The organism is Streptomyces arenae, from assembly GCF_022343545.1.
Taxonomy (GTDB): domain Bacteria; phylum Actinomycetota; class Actinomycetes; order Streptomycetales; family Streptomycetaceae; genus Streptomyces; species Streptomyces humi.
Window position 1 is genome coordinate 52,626 of sequence record NZ_JAKQYH010000008.1, and the last position, 23,594, is coordinate 76,219.

A 23,594-nucleotide genomic window follows, 5' to 3' on the forward strand; every position below is an offset into this window, starting at 1 on the left:
CCCGGACGGAACGAGGGGGCCGCCGCGTCACCGCGGCGGCCCCCTCCGGCTTGTCCGGCCGTTACGCCGGAACCGACGCCACGCCCGGGGCCAGGAACTTCTTGCCGTTCACGCGCTCCGAGACACCCTCGCGGTCCAGGTACGGCGTGATGCCGCCCAGGTGGAAGGGCCAGCCGGCGCCCGTGATCAGGCACAGGTCGATGTCCTGCGCCTCGGCGACGACACCCTCGTCGAGCATCAGCCCGATCTCCTGGGCGACGGCGTCCAGGACACGGTCACGGACCTGCTCCTCGGAGAGGACCACGTCACCCTGCTTGAGCAGCGCGGCGACCTCGGGGTCCAGCTCCGGCTTCCCGCTGTCGTACACGTAGAAGCCGCGCTTGCCCGCCTTGACGACGGCGGCGAGGTTCGGGGAGACCGTGAAGCGGTCCGGGAAGGCCCGGTTGAGGGTCTCCGAGACGTGCAGGCCGATGGCGGGTCCGACCAGCTCCAGCAGGACCAGCGGGGACATCGGCAGGCCCAGGGGCTCGACCGCCTTCTCCGCGACCTCGACCGGGGTGCCCTCGTCGATGACGTTCTGGATCTCGCCCATGAAGCGGGTGAGGATGCGGTTCACGACGAACGCCGGGGCGTCCTTCACCAGGACCGCGGTCTTCTTCAGCTTCTTGGCGACGGCGAACGCGGTCGCCAGCGACGCGTCGTCGGTCTGCTCGCCGCGCACGATCTCCAGAAGCGGGAGGATCGCGACCGGGTTGAAGAAGTGGAAGCCCACGACCCGCTCGGGGTTCTTCAGCTTCGACGCCATCTCCGTCACCGACAGCGAGGAGGTGTTGGTGGCGAGGATCGCGTGCGCCGGGGCGACCGCCTCGACCTCCGCGAACACCTGCTGCTTGACGCCGATCTCCTCGAACACGGCCTCGATGACGAAGTCCGCGTCGGAGAAGCCCTCGGCCTTGTCCAGCACACCGGTGACCAGGGCCTTGAGGCGGTTGGCCTTGTCCTGGTTGATGCGGCCCTTGCCGAGCAGCTTGTCGATCTCGGCGTGCACGTAGCCCACACCCTTGTCGACGCGCTCCTGGTCGATGTCGGTCAGCACGACCGGCACCTCCAGGCGGCGCAGGAAGAGCAGCGCGAGCTGCGAGGCCATGAGGCCCGCGCCCACGACACCCACCTTGGTGACCGGCCGCGCCAGGTTCTTGTCGGGCGCACCCGCCGGACGCTTGCCGCGCTTCTGCACCAGGTTGAACGCGTAGATGCCGGCGCGGAGTTCGCCGCCCATGATCAGGTCGGCGAGGGCCTGGTCCTCGGCGTCGTACCCCTGCTGGAGGTCGCCGTTCTTGGCGGCGGCGATGATGTCCAGGGCGCGGTAGGCGGCCGGCGCGGCGCCGTGCACCTTGGAGTCTGCGATGAACCGGCCGCGCGCGACGGCCTGGTCCCAGGCCTCACCGCGGTCGATCACCGGGCGCTCGACCTCGATCTCGCCCTTCAGCACCTGGGCGGTCCAGATCAGCGACTGCTCCAGGAAGTCGGCACCCTCGAAGAGGGCGTCGGCGATACCCAGGTCGAAGACCTGCTGGCCCTTGAGCTGCTTGTTCTGGTTGAGGCTGTTCTCGATGATCACCGAGACGGCCTTGTCGGCGCCGATCAGGTTCGGCAGCAGCGCGCAGCCGCCCCAGCCCGGGACCAGACCGAGGAAGACCTCGGGCAGCGAGAACGCCGGGATGGCCTTGGACACGGTCCGGTACGTGCAGTGCAGACCGACCTCGACGCCACCGCCCATGGCGGCACCGTTGTAGTACGTGAAGGTCGGCACCGCGAGGCCCGCGAGGCGCTTGAAGACCTCGTGACCGCCCTTGCCGATGGCGAGCGCGTGCTCGTGCTCCTTGAGCAGCTCGACGCCCTTGAGGTCGGCGCCGACCGCGAAGATGAACGGCTTGCCGGTGATGCCGACACCGACGATCGCGCCCTCGGCGGCCTCCTTCTCCACCTGGTCGATCGCGGTGTTGAGGTTGGCCAGCGAGGCCGGGCCGAAGGTGGTCGGCTTGGTGTGGTCCAGGCCGTTGTCCAGGGTGATCAGCGCGAAGCGGCCGGCCCCGGACGGCAGGTCGAAGTGGCGTACGTGCGCCGACGTCACGACCTCGTCGGGGAACAGGTCCGAGGCCTGCTTCAGAAGCTCGGCGGTGGTGCTCACTTGTCCCCCTCGAAGTGCGGGTTCTCCCAGATGACCGTGGCGCCCATGCCGAAGCCGACGCACATGGTGGTCAGGCCGTAGCGGACGTTCGGCTGCTCCTCGAACTGGCGGGCCAGCTGCGTCATCAGACGCACACCCGAGGAGGCCAGCGGGTGACCGAAGGCGATGGCGCCGCCGTACTGGTTGACGCGCTCGTCGTCGTCCGCGATGCCGTAGTGCTCCAGGAAGGCCAGCACCTGCACGGCGAAGGCCTCGTTGATCTCGAAGAGACCGATGTCGGAGATGCTGAGCCCCGCCTGCGCGAGGGCCTTCTCCGTGGCCGGGATCGGACCGTAGCCCATGACCTCCGGCTCCACGCCCGCGAAGGAGTACGCCACGAGACGCATCTTCACCGGCAGGTCGTTCTCGCGGGCGAAGTCCTCGGAGGCGATGATCGAGGCGGTCGCACCGTCGTTCAGACCGGCCGCGTTACCGGCGGTGACCCGCCCGTGCACACGGAACGGCGTCTTGAGACCGGAGAGGCTCTCCAGCGTCGTGCCGGGCCGCATCGGCTCGTCGGCGGTGACCAGACCCCAGCCGGTCTCGCCGCCCTCCGGGCTGGTCCGGCGCACCGAGATCGGCACCAGGTCCTGCTGGATCTTGCCGTTGGCGTACGCCTTGGCGGCCTTCTCCTGCGAGCGCACCGCGTACTCGTCCGCGCGCTGCTTGGTGATCGCCGGGTAGCGGTCGTGCAGGTTCTCGGCGGTCATGCCCATGAACAGCGCTGACTCGTCGACCAGCTTCTCGCTGACGAACCGCGGGTTCGGGTCCACGCCCTCGCCCATCGGGTGGCGGCCCATGTGCTCGACACCGCCGGCGATGGCGACGTCGTACGCGCCGAAGGCGACGGAACCGGCGACCGTGGTGACGGCGGTCAGGGCGCCGGCGCACATCCGGTCGATGGAGTAACCCGGCACGGAGGTCGGCAGGCCCGCGAGGATGCCCGCGGTACGGCCGATGGTCAGACCCTGGTCACCGATCTGCGTGGTCGCGGCGATGGCGACCTCGTCGATCTTCTTCGTGTCCAGACCGGGGTTGCGGCGCAGCAGCTCCCGGATCGCCTTCACGACGAGGTCGTCGGCACGGGTCTCGTGGTAGATGCCCTTCGGGCCCGCCTTGCCGAACGGGGTACGGACGCCGTCGACGAAGACGACATCCCTGACGGTACGAGGCACGATTGGCTCTCCTCCAGGGTGCGGGATGGCACTGCTGCGATGCGCTGAGCGCGCGCTCAGGACCCRTGCTACTTATCAGTAACGTAACTGCCCACCCCTGACGCCGGGAGCGGCGAAGGTCACACGAGAAGGGCCCGTGGTGGAGCGCCCCGCCGCCCCTGTGCATGCCGTTCGAGAACCTTGGCGTGATCTCGACGTCCCTGTTCCGCTGCCGCGGACCGTGCGGAGCGCACTGGGAAAATCATCTCGGCGGGCTACTGCGGCTTCACGCGGGGCGCCACGCGATGAGCCGCCCCGGCGGGGACGGGCGGCGCGGCGTTGTGCGGCTGCTCCTCGCGCCGTGCGCCCAGCTCCAGGATGTGGGTGTTCCGCGTGGCCGTGGACGGCGCATCGGCGGCGGCAGGCGGGGGCCATTCGGTCATGGGCTGTCCTCAGCTGTCCTCAAAGGGCCTTGTCGGGACCGAACGGTCCACTCTGCGATGACCGGCCTGCCATGCGAAAACGGCGATGCGTCCGTGCGGCTTCACTCCGGGCGGCGCCAGAAGGGACTGTTCGGTCTGTTCTGTCGTCGCCGAGTCTGGAACCCCGCGTACGGTGGCGTCAAGCAGACATCGCGTCTGGTATTCCTTAGCCGGGAATCTCGAAGGTGAGAGTGAATGAGCAACCCGCGCAGGCCAAGACGCCGGCAGCAGCGCGCCATCGACACCCGGCAGCGGATCCTCGACACCGCCGGCGCGCTGTTCGTGACGGAAAGCTACGAAGGGGCCTCGGTCAGCGACCTGATCACGGCCGCACGGACGAGCAAGGGGGCCTTCTACCGGCATTTCCCCGGCGGGAAGCTCGACGTGGCGACCGCCATCATGGAGGACACGCTGAGCATGGACGGGCTGCGGGAGCAGCGGCTCATGCTCCAGGAAGTGATCGACATCGGCATGATCCTGGCGTACCGCATCTCCCACGAGAGCGCGCTTCAGGCCGCCCTGATGCTGTCGTTCCACAGCAACGCGCCGGAGACCTACGGGACCCCGTGGCCGGACTGGATCGTCTTCAACACCGGGCAGCTGGCCGAGGCCCGGCGGCGGGGCGAGCTGAAGCCCTTCGTCGACGTGGCGGAGCAGGCCCACCAGATCGCCGGGAACTGGGCCGGCACCGTGCTGATCTCCCACACCCTCGACCGGCACCTGGGGAACGTGGAGGCGCGGGTGTCACGCATGTACCGCAACCTGGTGACGGCGATCGCGGTCCCGGAGATCCTGCCCGAGCTGGACCTCTCGGTGAACCGAGGCAACCACCTCTACACCGCGTTCCTCAAAACCACCCCCGACCCATCCCCGGAACCGGACCCATCCCCGGAACCGGACCCATCCCCGGAACGGGACTCCGCCCCGGAACGGGACTCCGCCCCGGAACCGGGCTCTGGTCCGGCCCCGTACGCCGCCCCGGACCCCGATCCCGACGGTGATCCGGTGGCGGGCTAGGCGGACAGGGCCGTCAGTAGGGCCGGGGTCACCTGTTCGATCTGCCACGGGCGGGCTCCGTAGGCCACCAGCGCGTCCGCGACCGACTCCGCGTCCACCACGCGCGGCGGCTCCCAGCAGAGCCGCCGTACCGTGTCCGGCGTGATCAGGTTCTCCTGCGGCATGTTGAGCTCCTCTGCCAGCGCCGACACCGCGGCCCGCGCCGCGGACAGCCGGGCCGCCGCGGCGGGATCCTTGTCGGCCCACGCCCGCGGCGGCGGCGGTCCGGTCACCGGCTGCCCGGGCTGCGGCAGCGCGCTGTCGGGGAGCGCCCTGGCCCGGTCGACCGCGGTCTGCCACTGCTCCAGCTGGCGCCGGCCCATCCGGTGCCCGAACCCGTTCAGCCCGGCGAGGACGTGCACGTTCGGCGGCAGCGCGAGCGCCGCCTCCACGATCGCCGTGTCACTGAGCACCTTGCCCGGCGAGACGTCCCGCTTCTGCGCGATCCGGTCCCGCGTCTCCCACAGCTCCCGCACCACGGCCAGCTGCCGGCGCCGCCGCACCTTGTGCATCCCGGACGTCCGCCGCCAGGGGTCCTTCCGGGGCTCCGCCGGCGGCGCCGCCGCGATCGCGTCGAACTCCTGCCGGGCCCACTCCAGCTTGCCCTGCCGCTCCAGCTCCTTCTCCAGGGCGTCCCGCAGGTCCACGAGCAGCTCGACGTCCAGCGCCGCGTACCGCAGCCACGGCTCGGGCAGCGGGCGGGTCGACCAGTCGACGGCGGAGTGCCCCTTCTCCAGCACGAACCCGAGGACGCCCTCGACCATCGCGCCGAGCCCGACCCGCGGGAAACCGGCGAGCCGGCCGGCCAGTTCGGTGTCGAACAGACTGCTGGGCAGCATGCCTATCTCGCGCAGACAGGGCAGGTCCTGGGTGGCCGCGTGCAGCACCCACTCGACGCCGGCCAGCGCCTCGCCGAGCCCGGAGAGGTCGGGGCAGGCGACCGGGTCGATCAGCGCGGTCCCGGCGCCCTCGCGGCGCAGCTGGACGAGGTAGGCGCGCTGCCCGTAGCGGTAGCCGGACGCCCGCTCGGCGTCGACGGCCACCGGACCCGAGCCGGCGGCGAACGCGGCGATCACGCGCGCGAGCGCGGCCTCGTCCGTGACCACGGGCGGGATGCCCTCGCGCGGCTCCAGCAGAGGGATCGGCGCCTCCGTCGCAGAAGACTCGGCGTCGTCCGGGGGAGTGCCCCCGGTGGTGCGCAGTGAACTGTCTGCTGCGGTCTCTTGGGCGTCGGTCACATGTCAAGGGTATCTGTGTGTGGACGGCGCCCGTCGACGGAACGTTCCGTCGACGGGCGCCGGAGGGTCGTAAACCAGTCAGGTCGGTGAAAGATCAGATGCACGAACGGGGGACAACGGGGTACGACGCGACACCGGGTCGGCGGCCGATCCGGTTCACGTCACTGAATCAACGGCGGGTCAGTGGATGATGCCGGTGCGCAGGGCCACCGCGACCATGCCGGCCCGGTCGCCCGTGCCGAGCTTGCGGGCGATCCGTGCCAGGTGGCTCTTGACGGTCAGGGCGGACAGTCCCATCGAGACGCCGATCGCCTTGTTCGACTGGCCCTCGGCGACCAGTCGGAGCACCTCGACCTCACGGCCGGAGAGTTCGCGGTAGCCACCCGGGTGGCTCGGGGCACCCGGGGGACGGCGGTGCATGCGGGCGGCGGAACCGATGGGGGCCGCACCGGGTCGGGTGGGGAGCCCGATGTTGGTACGGGTGCCGGTGACGACGTAGCCCTTGACGCCGCCGGCCAGGGCGTTGCGCACGGCGCCGATGTCGTCGGCGGCGGACAGGGCCAGGCCGTTGGGCCAGCCCGCGGCGCGGGTCTCGGAGAGGAGGGTCAGGCCGGAGCCGTCGGGCAGGTGGACGTCGGCGACGCAGATGTCGCGGGGGTTGCCGATGCGGGGACGAGCCTCCGCGATGGACGAGGCCTCGATGACGTCGCGCACACCGAGCGCCCACAGGTGACGGGTGACGGTGGAGCGGACTCGGGGGTCGGCCACGACCACCATGGCGGTGGGCTTGTTCGGGCGGTAGGCGACCAGGCTTGCGGGCTGCTCAAGGAGAACGGACACCAGGCCTCCTGGGTGGGGGACGGGGCCGGCTTGGGGGGAAGAAGCCGGGACGAACCGTGCTTTCAAGGTCACAGTCGTCTTCGGCAGCAAACCCGTCCGCCTTTAGAGAAAGATCACGATCTGGTGAGTAACAATACGTGCAATTCGGACACGCGATCGATCATCCGAAGATCGAATCGGTTCGGGCCGTTGCCGTACGGGACAGAAAGTGGCCGTATCGACAAAGGGATGGTCAATGAAGGGTGAGTCGACGGGACCTTCGTGGACGGGACCTTCGTCGACGGGACCTTCGTGGGCCTTCGTGGACGGATCAGCGCGCCTCCGGGTCACGGCGCTGCGGGAGGGTGACCACCGAGGCGTCGCCGGGGCCGGCCGGCGGCAGCCCCGCCACCTGCGCCAGCAGGTCGCACCAGGAGGCGAGGTGCGCCGCGGTGTCCGGCACGCCGGCCCGGCCCTCCCTGGGCGTCCAGGAGGCCCGGATCTCGATCTGCGAGGCGGCCGGGCGTTCGGACAGCCCGCCGAAGTAGTGCGAACTCGCCCGCGTGACGGTCCCGCTGGGCTCCCCGTACGAGAGTCCCCGCGCCTGGAGCGCGCCGGTCAGCCACGACCAGCAGACGTCCGGCAGCAGCGGATCGGCCGCCATCTCCGGCTCCAGCTCCGCCCGCACCAGCGTGACCAGCCGGAACGTACCGCGCCAGGCGTCGTGGCCGGCGGGGTCGTGCAGCAGCACCAGCCGGCCGTCGGCGAGGTCCTGGTCGCCGTCGACCACCGCCGCCTCCAGGGCGTACGCGAACGGCGCGAGGCGCTGCGGCGCCGGTGTCGGCTCCACCTCGACCTGCGGCCGCAGCCGGGCGCCGCGCAGCGCGTCGACCGCGGCCCGGAAGGCCGACGGCGGCGGTGGCGCCGTACTCCCCGTATGCCCGTCACCCTCCCCGGTGTCCTTACCCTCGCCCATCCCGCCAGCGCCGTCCGACAGTCGTCCCTGAGCCGCAGCCATGCGGGGAAGAGTAAGGGGAACGACGCCTTCGCGCAGGGAGAGACACCACCTAAGGCCCCAGTAAAGGGCGCGGCGGAGCCGGTCTCCGGGGCATGGGAGACTTGCCGTCGTGAGTGCGAACGGAAGCCCCGCGGGCCAGCAGCCGACAGCGACGTACGACAGTGCCTTCCTGAAGGCGTGCAGGCGTGAACCCGTGCCGCACACCCCCGTGTGGTTCATGCGGCAGGCCGGCCGTTCGCTGCCGGAGTACCACAAGGCGCGCGAGGGCGTCCCGATGCTGGAGTCCTGCACGCGGCCCGAGCTGGTCGCCGAGATCACCCTCCAGCCCGTGCGCCGGCACGGCGTGGACGCGGCGATCTACTTCAGCGACATCGTCGTCCCGCTCAAGGCCATCGGCATCGATCTCGACATCAAGCCCGGCGTCGGCCCGGTCGTCGCGCACCCGATCCGCACCCGCGCCGACCTCGCCCAGCTCCGTGACCTCACCCCCGAGGACGTCTCCTACGTCACCGAGGCGATCGGCCTGCTCACCGCCGAGCTCGGCCCGACCCCGCTGATCGGCTTCGCCGGCGCCCCCTTCACCCTCGCGAGCTACCTGATCGAGGGAGGCCCCTCGCGCACGTACGAGAACGCCAAGGCGATGATGTACGGCGACCCCGAGCTCTGGGCCGACCTGCTCGACCGCCTCGCCGACATCACGGCCGGGTTCCTGAAGGTGCAGATCGAGGCCGGCGCCTCCGCCGTCCAGCTCTTCGACTCCTGGGCCGGCGCGCTGGCCCCCGCCGACTACCGGCGCTCCGTCCTCCCCGCCTCCGCGAAGGTCTTCGACGCCGTCTCCGGGTACGGCGTCCCGCGCATCCACTTCGGTGTCGGCACCGGCGAACTGCTGAAGCTCATGGGCGAGGCCGGCGCGGACGTGGTCGGCGTCGACTACCGCGTCCCGCTCGACGAGGCCGCCCGCCGGATCGGCCCCGGCAAGACGCTCCAGGGCAACCTCGACCCGGCCGTCCTGTTCGCCGGCAAGGAGGCGGTGGAGACCAAGGCGCGCGAGGTCCTCGACGCGGCCGCCGGTCTCGAGGGCCACGTCTTCAACCTCGGACACGGCGTGATGCCGTCCACCGACCCGGACGCGCTGACCCGGCTCGTCGAGTTCGTGCACACCGAGAGCACCCGCTGAGGTACCCCTTCCCGTCGTTCTGTTGCCGCAGATCCACTGACGCGGACCCGTCCCCGGCCGCATAATCTTCGCGAACGGGGAGGGGGACACCGTGCCGGGGGAGTCGGGGGAGCACGAGCCCTGGCCGGTCCGCGTCCAGGGCGACGCGACCCGGCCGGCCGGCTCCGGTCTCCTGATCGCCCATGGGCTGGTACTGACCTGCGCCCATGTGGTGGCCGACGCACTGGGCGCGGACGCGCACCGGGAGAGCACCCCACGGGGCCGGCTGCGGGTGCTGCGGCACCCCACCGAGGAGCCGCTGCCCGCCCGGGTGATGCCCGGTGGCTGGGTGCCGCGCCGGGACCAGGGCGGCGACTTCGCGCTCCTCAGCCTGGACGCCCGGCCCGACACCGTTCTCCGGGTCGGCGGGGCCCGCCTCACCGGCCGGGTCCGGGTGATCACCCCGGACGCGGTGCTGCCCGCCGTCGTCGAGGCACTGCCCGGGCCGGACGAGCCCGACGGCTGGGGTCTGCTGGCCTTCGACCGGGCGGTACCGCGACCGGGCAGCAGCGGCAGCCCGGTGGTCGACGACAAGGGCGCCGTGGTCGGTCTCCTCACCGCCGTCCGGACCACCGGCACCGCGCCCCGCACCGGCCCCTTCCTGCCCCTGGCCGCGATCGCGGAGCGGCTTCTCCTCCCCGGCCCGCACAGCCCCGGTACGGAACCCGGGTGGGACGGCGGACTCACCCTGCGCGAGCGCGGGGAGCTGGCGGAGGCCCTGCTGGCCGTACCCGTGATGCACGACCGGTGGACGTACGAGCTGTTCGCCCGGGAAGTACGGCGCGAGGTCCCCGGGGTCGACCTGAGACCGGGCGCCACGACCCGGCTCGCGGCCCTGGACCTGGTCGGACAGTTCACGCGCCGCCCGGAGGACCTGCGGCTGCTGGTCGAGGTGCTGCGGGTGTTCGACCCCGGCAGCTCGGAGGTGGAGGCGTTCGGGGCCCTGGTGGACAAGGTCGCGGCCCCGTCGCTGCTGCTCGCCCACGAGCGCCGGACCCTTCAGGGACTGCTCACCCGGCCGGAACTCTCCGGCCGCGTCGCTCTCCTCGACCGCGTGCGGGACCTCGAGAACCGCGGGGCCCCGCCCGGCGGTCCGCCCGCCCTGCTGGACTTCGTCTCGCGGCTCGCCCACTCGGTGCCGGGGGAGGCCGGTGCGGGACTGGACACCTGGCAGCGATCGGTGGCGGCCCGGCTCGGCATCGCAGGACGGCCGGGGCCCACGACCGAGCCACCGGTCCTCGTCATCAGAGTGGCCCACCGCCCCTGGGACGCGGCCGCCTACTGGGTGACGGCGTCGGTCCGCGCGGCGGACGGCACCACGATGCTGTGGACCGCCGACGAGGTACCGCACGAGCGGCTGATGCCCGCGATCGAGGCGGCGCTGCGCACGGTCGAGGGACACGAGAGAAACGCCCCCTCCGACTCGGCAGGACAGGTCGAGTTCGTGCTGCCGTACCGGCTGCTGGACCTCCCGGTCGACGAACTGGACACGTTCGACGGCGACCTGCGGCGTCCGCTGGGCACGCGACGCACCGTCGTCGTGCGGGCCGCCGAACTGGAGGCCCGCGTCGACCTGCACGGCCGTTGGCACGCGTGGTGGCGGCGGCTGAAGGAGACCCCCGCGGGCCGGCGCGGCCCGCGCTGGGTGGACGGCGTGGACGGCCGGGTGCTGCTGCTGGACGCCGCCGGACTGGCCTTCCCGCCCAGGGGGGACGTGGTCGCCGCCTGCCTCCTGCAAGGGGTGCCGGTGCTGATCCGGTCGCGTGACGCGTCGCCCGCGGCGGAGGAGGCGCTGACGGCACTGGCCCGCACGGTGTCCCTGGAGGAGATCCCGGACGCGGTGCGGTCCTGGCGGATCCGCCAGCACACGACCGGCACCGGCGACCGGGTGAGTCTGCTCTTCGCCGACCCGGACCGGCCGCTGCCCAAGGACGAACCGCTCGTCTCCCCCGACAGCGGGTGATGCCCGGTGAACCCGAGCACGCTGCTGCGCGCGCTGCACCCCTTCGAGGGCACTCCGTACCTCACCCTGACCCTGGTGCTGGACCGGGCACCCTCGATGGAGCTGTGGCGCCGGACCGTCGACGACCTGCGGGAAGCGCTGGGGCAGGCGCCGTTCGAGGAGCTCCGGGTCCAGACGGTGGACACCTCCGCACCGGGCCCGCTGCCGACCGGGGACACCGGCATGCCGCACCCCGGGAAGCAGGTCGTGCTGCTGGTCAGCAACCTGGTGGAGGCGGCCTGGCGGGACGGCCGCGCGGCCGGACTGCTCGACCACTGGTGCCGGACCGGCGCGACCGCCGTACTCCAGCCGCTGCCTCCGGAGCTGCGGCACCATGCGGGTGTCCGCCTCGCCCCGTTCCGGTGGCGGGCGCCCCGCCCCGCCACCCCCACCGCCTGGCTGGAGTGCGGTCTGCAGCCGGGCAGCCTGGAGGTGGCGGCAGGACTGCACGCGCCGAGCGCCGTTCCCGTGCTCGACCTGGAGGACAGCCGGTCCATCGAGAACTGGGCACGCCTGGTGGCCGGCCCGGCGACCGACTGGTACGAGGGCCACGGGATACCCAGCGGCATGGACCCCGGCACCTGGGACGGCTTCACGGTCCCCGCCCCGGCGACCGACCCGGCCGCCCTCATCGAGACGCTCCGGGAGGCCGCCGGTACCGCGGCCGTCCAACTCGCCGTTCTGCTGACGGTCTCCCCGCTCGTCACCCTCCACCTGATGTACGCCATGCAGCGCCGCCTGCTGCCGGAGGCGGACGAGGCCGTGCCGGAGGTCCTGCACAGCGGCCTCCTGGTCCGTGCGGCCGAACGCGACCGGGACGTCGCCCCCCAGTACGCCTACGTCCTGCTCGACGGGGCGGCGGAGCTGCTCGACGACAGGCTGACCCACTTCGACCGGCGGCGCGCCCGGGACCTGGCCATGAGGCTGCTGCCGCCGGCGGTCTCGGCCCGGAACACGCGCCCGGACCCGTCGTCCGTGCTGCGCGGGGAGTACGCCCGGTCCCCGGAGCCCACCGGCCGTGCCGGTTCCGGGCTGCGGGTCCGCACGGCGCTGCCCGACCCCAACCGCCGCTTCACCGGCCGCGGGAAACTGCTCGCCGACATCCACGAGACCCTGCACCGCTCCGACAGCGACGGGCTGTGCGTGCTGCACGGCATGGCGGGCATCGGCAAGACCCAGGTCGCGCTGAAGTACGCCCACAACCACTGCGACGAGTACGACTTCGTCTGGTGGAGCGAGGCCCGCGACGCCCGGACCCTGGCCGAGTCCCTGGCCCGGCTCGGCGACGAGCTGTCCGTCCCACCGGGGCCCGACGGCCGCGTGCCGGTGGCCGGCGTCCTCGACCGGCTGCGCTCCGGCCGCGTCGACCGCGGCTGGCTGCTCGTCCTGGACAACGCCGACCCGCCGGCCACACTCGCCTCCCTGCTGCCGCTCGGCGCCGGCCACATCCTGATCACCAGCCGCCATGTCAGCTGGACCGAGGAGACGGCACATCCGCTGCGCGTGGACGGGCTGAGCCCCGAGGACAGCCTCGCCCTGCTGCGGGCGCGGGCACCCTGGCTCACCGGAGAGGAGGGGGCCGCCGTCGCCGAACGCGCCGGCGGTCTGCCGCCCCTCCTCATCCACCTCGGCCACTCCCTGGCCAAGGGCCCCCTCGACGTCACCGAGCACCTCGCGGACTTCGACGAACTCTGCGCCGATCTGCTGCTGCACCACGACCTCACCGACTACGACGTGAACCTCGCCGGCGTCTGGAAACAGGCCGTGGCGGAGCTGGTCGCGGACGCGGACGCCGGCGAGGACGGCCACGCCCCCGAACTGTTGAGGGTGCTCAGCTGCCTCGGCACCGGCCCCCTCTCGTTCGGACTGCTGTCCGCCGCGACCGAGTCGGCCCCCTCGGCCGGCGACGGCGGTGTGCTGCACGACAAGGTCCGCCTCCACATGGCCCTGCTGCGGCTGGACGCCAAGGACCTGGCCACCTACGAACGGGGCGGACCGGTCGAGGTGCACCCCGTCCTGCAGATGGTGATGCGGGGCGTGGTGATGACGCCCAACCAGCTTCGGCTGGCCGAGCAGGCCGCGCTCGGCCTGCTCTCGGCGGCGCTGCCCGCCGATCCCACCACGTCCTCCGGCCGCGGCCGGATGGCCGAGATCGCCCGTCGGCTGAGCCTGCCCACGGCCGTGGACGCCGGGCCCGAGGCCGCCGGCGAGCTGGTCGCCGCCGTGATCAAGCACCATGCGGCCGTCGGTGACACCAGGCTCGCCGCCTCCCGCGCCCGCATCGTCCTCGACTCCTGGAGCCGCCACCTCGACACCGGACACCCGCTCGTCGCCTTCCTGCGCACCCACGCCGGCACACCGCCGGGAGAGCCCTGAACCACCTCCGTACGACCGAAGGAGCCGCCTTGCGTCCGCTGACCGACAACCCCATCTCCGACTTCGCCGACGACGCCTTCGAGTTCGAGCCCTACGTGGACGTGCTGCACCGCGCCGTCGAACAGGCGACGCCGCTGCCGCTCACCGTCGGCGTGTTCGGCTCCTGGGGCACCGGCAAGTCCAGCTTCCTGCGGCTGTGGCAGCGGCGGCTGGTGGAGCGGGACGTGCGCACCATCTGGTTCAACCCGTGGAAGTACGACCGCAAGGTCGAGGTGTGGGCGGCCCTGCTGCACACCATCCTGGCCGAGATGGAGAACGAGGAGGGTCTGAAGGAGAAGGCCCTGCGGCTCGCCAAGGCCGCCACCTGGCTCTCCGTGCGCGCCGGACTCGGCACGGCCGCCACCGTGGCCACCGGCGGGGTGATCAAGAGCGGTGACGTCGACTCCCTGCTCACCGAGCTGTCCAGGGGGGATGCCGAGCAGTACCGCCAGATCAACCGGTTCGAGAACGACTTCCGGGACGCCGTACGGGAGTTCGTGGGCGCCGAGGGACGGCTGGTGGTCTTCGTCGACGACCTGGACCGCTGCACCCCGGACTCGGCGATGACCGTGCTGGAGTCGCTCAAGCTGTTCCTCGGCGAGTCCCAGTGCGTGTTCGTCCTCGCCCTGGACCTGGACGTGCTGGCCGCGGTCGCCACCAACAAGTTCGGCGACGCGTTCAAGAGCGCGCCCGCCGAGGTGGTGTCCGGACTCGCCTACCTGGACAAGATCGTCCAGTTGCCGTTCTTCCTCCCGGACGTCGGTTTCGACACCCTGCGCGAGGCCTTCGCGCCGTGGGTGCACCAGGAGGCCAGGGGCCATGCCTTCTGGCGGCTGCTCCAGCGCGGCCTGGGCGCGAACCCCCGGCGGCTGAAGCGGTTCGTGAACGTCTTCAACATGGCGATGGAGGTGCGCGTCGCCCAGGCCGGCGGCATCGGGCCGGACCGGGTCTACCCCCTTCAGCTGGCGGCCCTCCTGGTGATCCGCAGCCGGCACCGGGACTTCTTCCACGTCCTCGCGGCCGACCCCACGTCGTGGGACACCCTGGCGTCCTACTTCCGGAACGTGCGGGACGCGGCCGACTCCCGCGAGATCAACCGGTACCGGAGCGCTCTGCCCGAGGAGCTGGCACCCTTCCAGGCCAACCGGACGCTCGAGGGGCTGCTGGCCGCGGGCGGGATCGACGCGGTGCCGCCGCCCTCCGCCGAGACCGTCCGTTCCATGATCAGCACCCTGCACGCCGCAGCCGGCCCCGACGGCCTCGGCGAGCCGGACGCCTGAGGAACCCCGCCGCCGGACCGGCCGGTCTCACCAGCCGTGCCGGGGCCGCGCCCGCCTGCCGAACAGCAGGCCGCGTGGCTCCGGCGGCGGGGGCGTGCCCGGCTTGAGCGGCCAGGCGAGCACCATGCCCACCAGGAAGCCGACGATGTGCGCCGCGTACGCCACGGTGCCCGCGTCGGAGACGCCCTCGCCGGACGAGTACACGGCCTGGAGCACGAACCAGAAGCCCAGCACCAGCCAGGCCGGCAGCCGTAGCGGCAGGAAGACCAGGAAGGGCACCAGGACCCACACCCGCGCCTTCGGGTAGAGGACCAGGTAGGCGCCCAGGACACCGGCGATCGCGCCGGAGGCGCCGATCAGCGGGTCGCCCGACGAGGCGTTCAGGAGGGCGAAGCCATAACCGGCCGCGTAGCCGCAGAAGACGTAGAAGAGGAAGAACCGGACGTGCCCCATCCGGTCCTCGACGTTGTTGCCGAAGATCAGCAGGAACAGCATGTTGCCCAGCAGGTGCAGCCAGCTGCCGTGCAGGAACATCGCCGTGAAGACGGACAGCGCCGGCGACTTGTCGTAGGCGGGCGGGCCGACGACACAGCCGGGCCCGCCGCGGCCCACGCCCACCTGCCCGGTCGGGACGACCTGGGGCAGCTGATGGTGGATCAGCTCTCGGGGGACCGCCGCGTAGTGGTCCATGAAGGCCTGGAGATGACACAGCTGCGACAGATCGCTGCCCCCGGCCACGGAACCGGCTATGCCGGGCGTGAACAGGAACACGAGGACGTTCGCGGCGATCAGCGCGTACGTCACGTACGGCGTGCGACGCACCGGGTTCACGTCATGAACGGGGATGACCACAGGTAAGTAGTGCCCAGGGAGTACGGAACCAAAGCGGGGCGATGATGTGAACGTCGGCCCGGTCGCGTGCGTATGTCTGTGAAACCGAGTCCGGTTCAGGCGACGTAAGGACAGGCGATGAACGAGCGGGTTGCTCCTCAGGCGTTCCCTCCCATGCAGGCTCTGCCCGACGGAGAGGCGGAGATCTCCCTCGTCGTGCGGCTCCCCTGGGAAGACGTGGCACGGCTCGGTCAGGAGGCCGGGCGGCTGGCGGCGCAGATGCAGCGGCCGGTGACGCTGGACGAGGCCGTGAGCAGCCGGCTGCGGTCGACGCGGCCGGCGGCGGCGCACGCCCGTCCCGGGGCGGAGCAGCCCGCTGCCGCCGCGGCAGCGCCGGGAGGGGCGGGGGTCACTTCGCTGCCGCGGATCAGTGGGACTGCTTAGGGCGCGTTGCGGGGTGCGGGTGCGCTGTGGCTGGTCGCGCAGTTCCCCGCGCCCCTGAAGGGGCGCTTCAGTGAGCGTCGCGCACCTTGGTCGCCGCCTTCCTCGCCGCCACCAGGACCGGGTCCCACACCGGTGAGAACGGCGGGGCGTAGCCCAGGTCCAGAGCCGTCATCTGTTCCACCGTCATGCCGGCGGTCAGGGCGACCGCCGCGATGTCGACCCGCTTGCCCGCGCCCTCCCGGCCCACGATCTGCACGCCCAGCAGCCGGCCCGTGCGGCGTTCCGCCAGCATCTTGACCGTCATCGGGCTGGCGCCGGGGTAGTAGCCGGCGCGGCTCGTGGACTCGATGGTGACCGTCTCGAACCGCAGGCCCACGCGCAGGGCGTCCTTCTCGCGCAGACCGGTGCGGGCGATCTCCAGGTCGCAGACCTTGCTCACCGCGGTGCCGACGACCCCCGGGAAGGTGGCGTAACCGCCGCCCACGTTGGTGCCGATGACCTGCCCGTGCTTGTTGGCGTGGGTGCCCAGCGGGATGTACTGCTCCTGGCCCGAGACCAGGTTCAGGACCTCCACGCAGTCGCCGCCCGCCCAGATGTCCTCGTGGCCGCGCACCCGCATCGCCAGGTCGGTCAGCAGGCCGCCGCGGGCGCCCAGCGGCAGGCCCGCCGCCTCGGCGAGGCGGGTCTCGGGCCGGACGCCGATACCGAGGATCACCACGTCCGCCGGGTACTCGGCGTCCTCCGTCGCTACCGCCCGCACCCTGCCGTCCGCTCCGGTGCGCACCTCGGTGACCTCGGTGTCGTTGACCATCGTGATGCCGAGGCCCTCCATGGCCTTGTGCACCAGCCGGCCCATGTCCGGGTCGAGCGTGGACATCGGCTCGCTGCCGCGGTTGACGACCGTCACCTCGTAACCCCGGTTGATCAGCGCCTCGGCCATCTCCACACCGATGTAGCCGGCGCCGACGACGACCGCGCGACGGCCACGCGTGCGTGCCAGCGTGTCCAGGAGGGCCTGCCCGTCGTCGAGGGTCTGCACGCCGTGCACCCCCGGGGCGTCCGAGCCCGGCATGTCCGGGCGGATCGGGTGCGCGCCGGTCCCGATGACGAGCTTGTCGTACGACGTCCAGGACTCCGCGCCGGAGTCGACGGCACGCGCGCGCACCCGCCTCCCGGCCGTGTCGATCTCCGTGACCTCGGTGCGCATCCGCAGGTCGATGTCGCGGGCGCGGTGCTCGGCGGGGGACCGGGCGATCAGCTGGTCCCGCTCCGCCACGTCACCGCCGACCCAGTACGGGATGCCGCACGCCGAGTAGGAGCTGAAGTGGCCGCGTTCGAAGGCCACGATCTCCAACTCGTCCGGTCCCCGCAGCCGGCGCGCCTGGGACGCCGCGGACATTCCCGCGGCGTCCCCGCCGATCACGACCAGTCGTTCCCGCCCACCGCTCATGCTCATGTGAACACGCTACGGGGCGCGGCCACTTCAGGCCCGCTCAGGTCCGCTCTCGGGCCCGGCGGAGGTACGGCGCCGGCGCGGCGCCTTCCACCACAGCAGTGCCACCAGGCCCGCCAGGGCCGCGAACGGCAGGGCCGCGCCCAGCGCCAGGGCGATCCAGCGCAGCATGGTGACGAACACGTGCCAGCCGCCGGACAGCGCGTCCACGAACCCGGGCGTGTCGTCCCGCGCGGCCCGGTGCGCCGGCGTCTGCGTGAGCGACAGCGTGACGGTGGCCAGGGAGGTGCGGTCCTTCAGGGACGCCTGCCGGGCGAGGAGGGCCTCCAGATCGGCCTCCCGGCTGCTCAACTCCCCTTCCAGGGTGACCACGTCACTGAGTCCGGCCGCCCGGTCCATCAGCTCGCGGACCCGGGCCACGCTGGCCCGCTGCGACCTGATCCGGCTGTCCACGTCCACCACCTGGTCGGTGACGTCCTGCGCCTTCGCGGTGCGGTCGAGCAGCTTGCCGGCGCCCTGGAGACCGGTGAGCACCTCGTCGTAGCGCTCGGTGGGCACCCGCAGGACCACCCGGGTGTGCTCGTGCCCCGCTGAGTCCCGGCTGGTCGTCTCGTCGCCGACGTAGCCGCCGGCGTCCTCGGCCGTGGTCCGGGCCTCGTCGAGGGCCTTGGGCACGTCCTTGACCTGGACGGTCAGGGAGGCGGTGCGGATGATGCGGTCGGCGGTGAGGCCGGGCGTGGTCGTGGCGGGCCGCTTGCCGCCGCTGTCCTTGGCACCGGCGGCACCCGCCGCCCGGGCCGCGCTGCCCGCGTCGGCCTTGGATTCGCCGGCGGAGCCGTCGCCGCCGTCGCCGCCCGCGCCGCAGCCGGTGAGGACGAGGACGGCGGCGAGCAGGACGCCGGCGAGGGCGGGTCGTACGGGATGGCGCATGGATTCCCCCGGGGGTCTCGGTGACTGACGCTCCTTCGACGCCGGGACGGGGCGGAACGTTTGGCGGGGACGGTCCCGTTGCGGTCACGGTCCGGACGCGGGCGGGTCACCGGGCCGGGGCGGGGGCGCCGGTGGGCCGGGAAAGGCGGGCCGGCGGGGTCTGAGAGAGTGGTGGTCATGAGCGGAACGGGTACGGGCAGCGGGCATGTCGTCGTCATCGGGGCCGGGATCGCGGGGCTGGCCGCGGCCCACCGGCTGCTGGCGCGCGGCGCGCGGGTGACCGTGCTGGAGGCCGCCGGGCGCGTCGGCGGGAAGCTGCTCCCCGGGGAGATCGCCGGCGTGCGGGTCGACCTGGGCGCCGAGTCGATGCTGGCCCGCCGGCCCGAGGCGGTCGCCCTCGCGCGCGAGGCCGGCCTCGCCGGACGGCTCCGGCCGCCGGCCACCGCCACCGCCTCGATCTGGACCCGGGGCGCCCTGCGGCCCATGCCCAAGGGCCATGTCATGGGCGTCCCCGGCACCGCGGCGGCGCTCTCCGGGGTACTGTCCGAGGAGGGCCTCGCCCGCATCGAGCGCGACGCCGACCTGCCCCGCACCGAGGTCGGCGACGACGTGGCGGTGGGGGAGTACGTGGCCGCGCGGCTGGGCCGGGAGGTCGTCGACCGGCTCGTCGAGCCGCTGCTCGGCGGGGTCTACGCGGGCGACGCGTACCGGATCTCACTGCGCTCGGCGGTCCCGCAGCTCTACCAGGCCGCGAAGACCCACGTCTCACTGACCGAGGCGGTCCGCGAGATCCAGGCGAAGGCGGCCGCCAACCAGCAGACGGGCCCGGTGTTCATGGGCGTCGAGGGCGGGGTGGGCACCCTGCCGCTCGCGGTGGCCGAGTCGGTACGGGCGCGCGGCGGCGAGATCCTGACCGGGGCGCCCGTGACGGAACTGCGCAGGGCGACCGGAGGCTGGCGGGTGGTCACCGGCGACCGGGTGCTGCACGCGGACGCCGTGATCGTCGCCGTCCCCGCCCCGGCCGCCGCCGCCCTGCTCGCCGCCGAGTCGCCGGCGGCCGCCGCCGAACTGCGCGCGATCGAGTACGCCTCCATGGCCCTGATCACCCTCGCCTACCGCCGTGCCGACGCGGACCTGCCCGCCGGGAGCGGCTTCCTGGTCCCGCCGGTCGACGGCCGGACCATCAAGGCGTCCACCTTCGCCTCCCGCAAGTGGGGCTGGATCGGCGACGAGGACCCGGACGTGGTCGTCCTGCGCACCTCGGTCGGCCGGTACGGCGAGACGGCCGTCCTCGGCCGCGACGACGCCGGCCTCGTCGACGTCTCCCGGCACGACCTCCGCGAGGCCACCGGTCTGACCGCCACGCCACTGGAGACCCGCGTCACCCGCTGGACCGACGGCCTGCCCCAGTACCCCGTGGGCCACCACGCGCGCGTGGCCCGGATCCGTGAGCACGTCGGCAGGCTGCCGGCGCTCGCGGTGTGCGGCGCGCAGTACGACGGCGTCGGCATCCCCGCCTGCGTCGCGAGCGCGTACGCGGCGGTCGACCAGCTGGCGGGCGACCTCGGCGGGGTCGAGGAGCTGACGGCCAACCCGGTGCAGAGTCTCCACGGCGGAGCGGGAGAATAGGGACCATGAGTGACGACGCCCCCACCACCGAGTCCGGCAGGATCCCGAACAAGGGCAAGCTGGCCAAGGACCTCAACGAGGTCATCCGCTACACCCTGTGGTCCGTCTTCAAGCTGAAGGACGTGCTGCCGGAGGACCGCACGGGCTACGCCGACGAGGTCCAGGAGCTGTTCGACCAGCTCGCCGCCAAGGACGTGACCGTCCGGGGCACCTACGACGTGTCCGGCCTGCGTGCCGACGCGGATCTGATGATCTGGTGGCACGCCGAGACCAGCGACCAGCTCCAGGAGGCGTACAACCTCTTCCGCCGCACCCGGCTGGGCCGTGCCCTGGAGCCGGTCTGGTCGAACATGGCGCTGCACCGCCCCGCCGAGTTCAACCGCTCGCACATCCCGGCGTTCCTCGCCGACGAGACGCCGCGCGACTACGTCAGCGTGTACCCGTTCGTGCGCTCGTACGACTGGTACCTGCTGCCCGACGAGGACCGCCGCCGGATGCTCGCGGACCACGGCAAGATGGCCCGCGGCTACCCGGACGTGCGCGCCAACACCGTCGCCTCGTTCTCCCTGGGCGACTACGAGTGGGTGCTGGCCTTCGAGGCCGACGAGCTGTACCGCATCGTCGACCTCATGCGCCACCTGCGCGGCTCCGAGGCCCGCCGGCACGTCCGCGAGGAGGTCCCGTTCTACACGGGCCGCCGCAAGGACGTCGCGGACCTGGTCGCGGGCCTCGCCTGAGACCGTCCGCCGGCTCAGTGCCGGCCGGCCTTGCCCTTCAGGGAGTCCCGCAGGGTCTTCCGCCCGGCCGGGCCGGCCGTCGGCTTCGGCTCCGCGTGCCCGGCGCAGGACGCGCGCCGCTCGGGGAGCCGGCCCTCCAGCAGGTACGCCTCCAGATACCCGTTGACGCACTTGTTGGGCCCGCCGCCGACACCGTGCGTGCCCGCGTCCCGCTCGGTCACCAGCACCGAGCCGGCGAGCCGCCGGTTCATCTCCAGCGCTCCCGCGTACGGCGTGGCCGCGTCCCGCTCGGCCTGGAGGATCAGGGTCGGCGGCAGCTCACCGGGGCCCGTCCGCACGTCGAGGGCCTTCTGCCGGGGCACCGGCCAGTACGCGCACGGCAGGTTCATGAAGGCGTTGTCCCAGGTCTCGAACGGCGCCACCCGCGCGAGCCGGGTGTTGTCCCGGTCCCAGGTCTTCCAGTCCGCCGGCCAATGCGCGTCGTTGCACTCGACGGCCGTGTAGACGGCGTTGCCGTTCTCCGCCGCGGCGGCCGAGTCCGGTGCCGGCGCGGCCAGCCGGATCAACGGTTTCGGGTCCCCCTTCAGGTACTTCGACAGCGCCTCCGCACGGCTCGGCCAGTAGTCGTCGTAGTACCCGGCGGACAGGAACGCGCCCTGCAACTGCGCCGGGCCCACCTTCCCGCCGGCCGCCCTGCCCGCCAGCCGCCTGCTCGCCCGGTCGTAGCTCGCCTGCACCTTCGCGGGCGTGCCGCCGAGCCCGTACACGTCGTTGTGCCTGGCGATCCACTCCCGGTAGTCCGCCCAGCGGCTCTCGAACGCGGCCGACTGCTCCAGGTTGTTGCGGTACCAGATCTGCGCCGGGTCCGGGTTGACCGCCGAGTCCAGCACCATCCGCCGTACGTGGGAGGGGAACAGGGTCGCGTACAGCGCGCCGAAGTAGGTGCCGTACGAGGCGCCCATGAACGTCAGCCGGTTCTCGCCGAGCGCGGCCCGCAGCACGTCCAGGTCACGGGCGTTGTTGAGGGAGGTGTAGTGGCGCAGCTTGCTCCCGGACCGCTTCAGACAGCCCTTCGCGTACGCCTTCGCCTCCTTGATCCGGGCCTTCTTGTACGACTCGGAGGGGTGCGTCGGCGACTGTGACGGTGCCTTGAAGAAGTGCTTGGGATCCACACAGGACAGCGGTGCCGAACGGTCGACACCCCGCGGGGCGTAGCCGACCAGGTCGTAGGCGGCGGCGATCCGCTTCCACTCGGGCAGCACGCCGACCATCGGGAAGCTCATGCCGGAGGCGCCGGGGCCGCCCGGGTCGTAGACCAGGGCGCCCTGCCGCGGCACCCTGCGCTTGCTGTTGTGCGGGTCCTTGTGGGTGGCCCGGACCCGGCTGACGGTCAGTTTGATCCGCTTGCCGTCCGGGTGCGCGTAGTCCAGCGGAACGCTCAGGGTGCCGCACTGGAAGGTGTCGGGGAACTCCAGGGCGGCGGCGCAGCGGCCGAAGACGATGCCCTCCGCACGCGCGCGTTCGGCGGCCACCGCGGTGCCGCGCAGTGCGGCCCGGGCCGTGTCGGGGACGCGCTCGGCGCTCCCGGCCGGGGCGGCCGCCAGCGTGGTCAGGATCAGTGACCCGGCTGCCGAGTACAGGGCGGGGGCTCTCATGGCGTATCCCTTCGGTGCACGGCTGCGGTGGCGTGGCGGCAAGGGCACCGCAGCGACTGCACGGCAGCAATAAAAGGGATATTTCGATCGGTTGGCCGGGAAGGCAAGCACCATCGGGCGGGTGTCGCCGCCAATGCCCCCGATGCGCCCCCGCTCACTCCCGCGGCAGCTGGTCCCGGTGTGCGAAGGCCGCACGCAGCTCCGGCTCGCCGATCGCGCGGATCCCGCGGACGGCGACGGAGGCCAGCAGCGAGTGGTCGTCGACCGCACGGTTCGCCCGCCGGTGCAGCACGCCGAGCAGCCGCTGTCCGGCCGGGGAGGCCCAGCGCGAGTACGGGTGCACCTCGACCCGGGCGATGCCGAGACAGCTCAGGGTCAGGGTGAGGGGCAGCGCGAACCAGACGGCGACCAGGTCACGCGGCATCCCGGTCGGGGTGGGCAGGGCGAGCGCGGCCGCACCGAGGCCGAGGACGGCCAACGCGGCGGCGCGGACCTGCCGGACGCCGGACGCGACGGTCGTCCGCGCCGCCGCGTCGGGCACCGCCAGCCCCGCCCGCACCAGCCCCTCGCCGAGGTCGCGCACGGCGTCCGTGTCGGCGGCGGCCGAGCGCACCGGCGCTATCCGGGACTGCCCCTCCGGCCCGATGACCCCTATCACCGACCGCTCCATGTCGTCCCGTCCCCGAGGGTCCACGACGGTCGCCCAGCCGGTGTGCGCGAGCAGCAGCCGCTGCTCCCGGGCCATCGACACCAGCGTCAGATCGGCGACCCGCGCGGGCCCGCCGGACAGGAACGCGGCCTCGTACAGCGTCAGATCGTGTACCCGGCCCGCGTCCGCGTCGGCGGCCGCCGACCGTACGGCGGCCAGGCACAGCCGGGTGCAGGCGGTACCGGCGACGGCCCAGGCCAGGAGCAGCAGAAGGACCCAGAACATGACACGTTTCTATGCCAGGGTCCTGCGAATCACCATGCCCTGTTCACATTCCGGACCGAGTGTTGTGGGTA

At 72.5% G+C, this 23,594-nt stretch carries 19 protein-coding genes; 8 read left to right on the forward strand and 11 right to left on the reverse strand.

Annotated elements, in window-relative coordinates:
• Positions 1–61: 61 nt before the first annotated feature.
• The 3 genes from MB828_RS04250 to MB828_RS04265 all read right to left on the reverse strand — a co-directional run bounded on the left by MB828_RS04250 (position 62) and on the right by MB828_RS04265 (position 3,827).
• Complete coding sequence (locus MB828_RS04250; RefSeq protein WP_301646977.1) at positions 62–2,191, reverse strand: 3-hydroxyacyl-CoA dehydrogenase NAD-binding domain-containing protein; 2,130 nt, start codon at positions 2,189–2,191, stop codon at positions 62–64.
• Positions 2,188–3,405, reverse strand: a complete 1,218-nt coding sequence (locus MB828_RS04255; RefSeq protein WP_301646978.1) for a thiolase family protein — start codon at positions 3,403–3,405, stop codon at positions 2,188–2,190. Before MB828_RS04255 ends, MB828_RS04250 begins: the two co-directional genes overlap by 4 nt.
• 254 nt (positions 3,406–3,659) lie before the next feature.
• On the reverse strand, positions 3,660–3,827 hold the full coding sequence (locus tag MB828_RS04265; protein ID WP_301646979.1) for a hypothetical protein: 168 nt from the start codon (positions 3,825–3,827) through the stop codon (positions 3,660–3,662).
• A 234-nt stretch (positions 3,828–4,061) separates the two neighbouring features.
• On the opposite strand from MB828_RS04265, the gene MB828_RS04270 reads away from it, so the two are divergent.
• Complete coding sequence (locus MB828_RS04270) at positions 4,062–4,883, forward strand: TetR/AcrR family transcriptional regulator (RefSeq protein WP_301646980.1); 822 nt, start codon at positions 4,062–4,064, stop codon at positions 4,881–4,883.
• Here MB828_RS04270 and MB828_RS04275 read toward each other — a convergent pair.
• From MB828_RS04275 to MB828_RS04285, 3 genes are all read right to left on the reverse strand, one after another.
• Complete coding sequence (locus MB828_RS04275) at positions 4,880–6,160, reverse strand: ribonuclease D (protein ID WP_301646981.1); 1,281 nt, start codon at positions 6,158–6,160, stop codon at positions 4,880–4,882. The two genes, MB828_RS04270 and MB828_RS04275, sit on opposite strands and share 4 nt — an antisense overlap.
• 180 nt (positions 6,161–6,340) lie before the next feature.
• Positions 6,341–7,000: a helix-turn-helix transcriptional regulator gene (locus MB828_RS04280; RefSeq protein ID WP_005481878.1), complete on the reverse strand. Its 660-nt coding sequence runs from the start codon at positions 6,998–7,000 to the stop codon at positions 6,341–6,343.
• A gap of 310 nt (positions 7,001–7,310) precedes the next feature.
• Positions 7,311–7,997: a DUF3000 domain-containing protein gene (locus tag MB828_RS04285; RefSeq protein WP_301646982.1), complete on the reverse strand. Its 687-nt coding sequence runs from the start codon at positions 7,995–7,997 to the stop codon at positions 7,311–7,313.
• Between the two features lie 109 nt (positions 7,998–8,106).
• Here MB828_RS04285 and hemE point away from each other — a divergent pair, with 109 nt between their 5' ends.
• From hemE to MB828_RS04305, 4 genes are all read left to right on the forward strand, one after another.
• A complete protein-coding gene (gene hemE / locus MB828_RS04290) occupies positions 8,107–9,174 on the forward strand; it encodes a uroporphyrinogen decarboxylase (protein WP_301646983.1) in 1,068 nt (355 codons plus the stop codon).
• A gap of 91 nt (positions 9,175–9,265) precedes the next feature.
• A complete protein-coding gene (locus MB828_RS04295) occupies positions 9,266–11,176 on the forward strand; it encodes an effector-associated domain 2-containing protein (RefSeq protein ID WP_301646984.1) in 1,911 nt (636 codons plus the stop codon).
• A gap of 6 nt (positions 11,177–11,182) precedes the next feature.
• Positions 11,183–13,591, forward strand: coding sequence for an NB-ARC domain-containing protein (locus tag MB828_RS04300; RefSeq protein WP_301646985.1), 2,409 nt, complete (start codon positions 11,183–11,185; stop codon positions 13,589–13,591).
• Positions 13,592–13,620: 29 nt separating this feature from the next.
• Positions 13,621–14,910: a KAP family P-loop NTPase fold protein gene (locus MB828_RS04305; protein WP_301646986.1), complete on the forward strand. Its 1,290-nt coding sequence runs from the start codon at positions 13,621–13,623 to the stop codon at positions 14,908–14,910.
• A 27-nt stretch (positions 14,911–14,937) separates the two neighbouring features.
• On the opposite strand, the gene MB828_RS04310 is transcribed toward MB828_RS04305, so the two are convergent.
• Complete coding sequence (locus tag MB828_RS04310; RefSeq protein ID WP_133027704.1) at positions 14,938–15,762, reverse strand: rhomboid family intramembrane serine protease; 825 nt, start codon at positions 15,760–15,762, stop codon at positions 14,938–14,940.
• A gap of 117 nt (positions 15,763–15,879) precedes the next feature.
• On the opposite strand from MB828_RS04310, the gene MB828_RS04315 reads away from it, so the two are divergent.
• On the forward strand, positions 15,880–16,185 hold the full coding sequence (locus MB828_RS04315; protein WP_301646987.1) for a hypothetical protein: 306 nt from the start codon (positions 15,880–15,882) through the stop codon (positions 16,183–16,185).
• Positions 16,186–16,252: 67 nt separating this feature from the next.
• Here the strand turns inward: MB828_RS04315 and MB828_RS04320 are convergent, their stop codons facing one another.
• Together MB828_RS04320 and MB828_RS04325 are read right to left on the reverse strand one after the other, a co-directional pair.
• Positions 16,253–17,641, reverse strand: a complete 1,389-nt coding sequence (locus MB828_RS04320) for an FAD-dependent oxidoreductase (protein WP_301646988.1) — start codon at positions 17,639–17,641, stop codon at positions 16,253–16,255.
• Positions 17,642–17,668: 27 nt separating this feature from the next.
• Positions 17,669–18,568 carry a DUF4349 domain-containing protein gene (locus tag MB828_RS04325; protein ID WP_301646989.1) on the reverse strand — a complete coding sequence of 300 codons (900 nt, stop codon included), beginning with the start codon at positions 18,566–18,568 and terminating at the stop codon, positions 17,669–17,671.
• Between the two features lie 177 nt (positions 18,569–18,745).
• Between MB828_RS04325 and hemG the strand changes: the two genes are divergently transcribed.
• A complete protein-coding gene (hemG, locus tag MB828_RS04330) occupies positions 18,746–20,197 on the forward strand; it encodes a protoporphyrinogen oxidase (protein ID WP_301646990.1) in 1,452 nt (483 codons plus the stop codon).
• Positions 20,198–20,202: 5 nt separating this feature from the next.
• Positions 20,203–20,934, forward strand: a complete 732-nt coding sequence (gene hemQ, locus MB828_RS04335) for a hydrogen peroxide-dependent heme synthase (protein ID WP_301646991.1) — start codon at positions 20,203–20,205, stop codon at positions 20,932–20,934.
• A 14-nt stretch (positions 20,935–20,948) separates the two neighbouring features.
• On the opposite strand, the gene MB828_RS04340 is transcribed toward hemQ, so the two are convergent.
• Complete coding sequence (locus MB828_RS04340) at positions 20,949–22,589, reverse strand: alpha/beta hydrolase (RefSeq protein WP_301646992.1); 1,641 nt, start codon at positions 22,587–22,589, stop codon at positions 20,949–20,951.
• 154 nt (positions 22,590–22,743) lie between these two features.
• Positions 22,744–23,523, reverse strand: a complete 780-nt coding sequence (locus tag MB828_RS04345; protein ID WP_133027697.1) for a TIGR04222 domain-containing membrane protein — start codon at positions 23,521–23,523, stop codon at positions 22,744–22,746.
• Positions 23,524–23,594 lie beyond the last annotated feature (71 nt).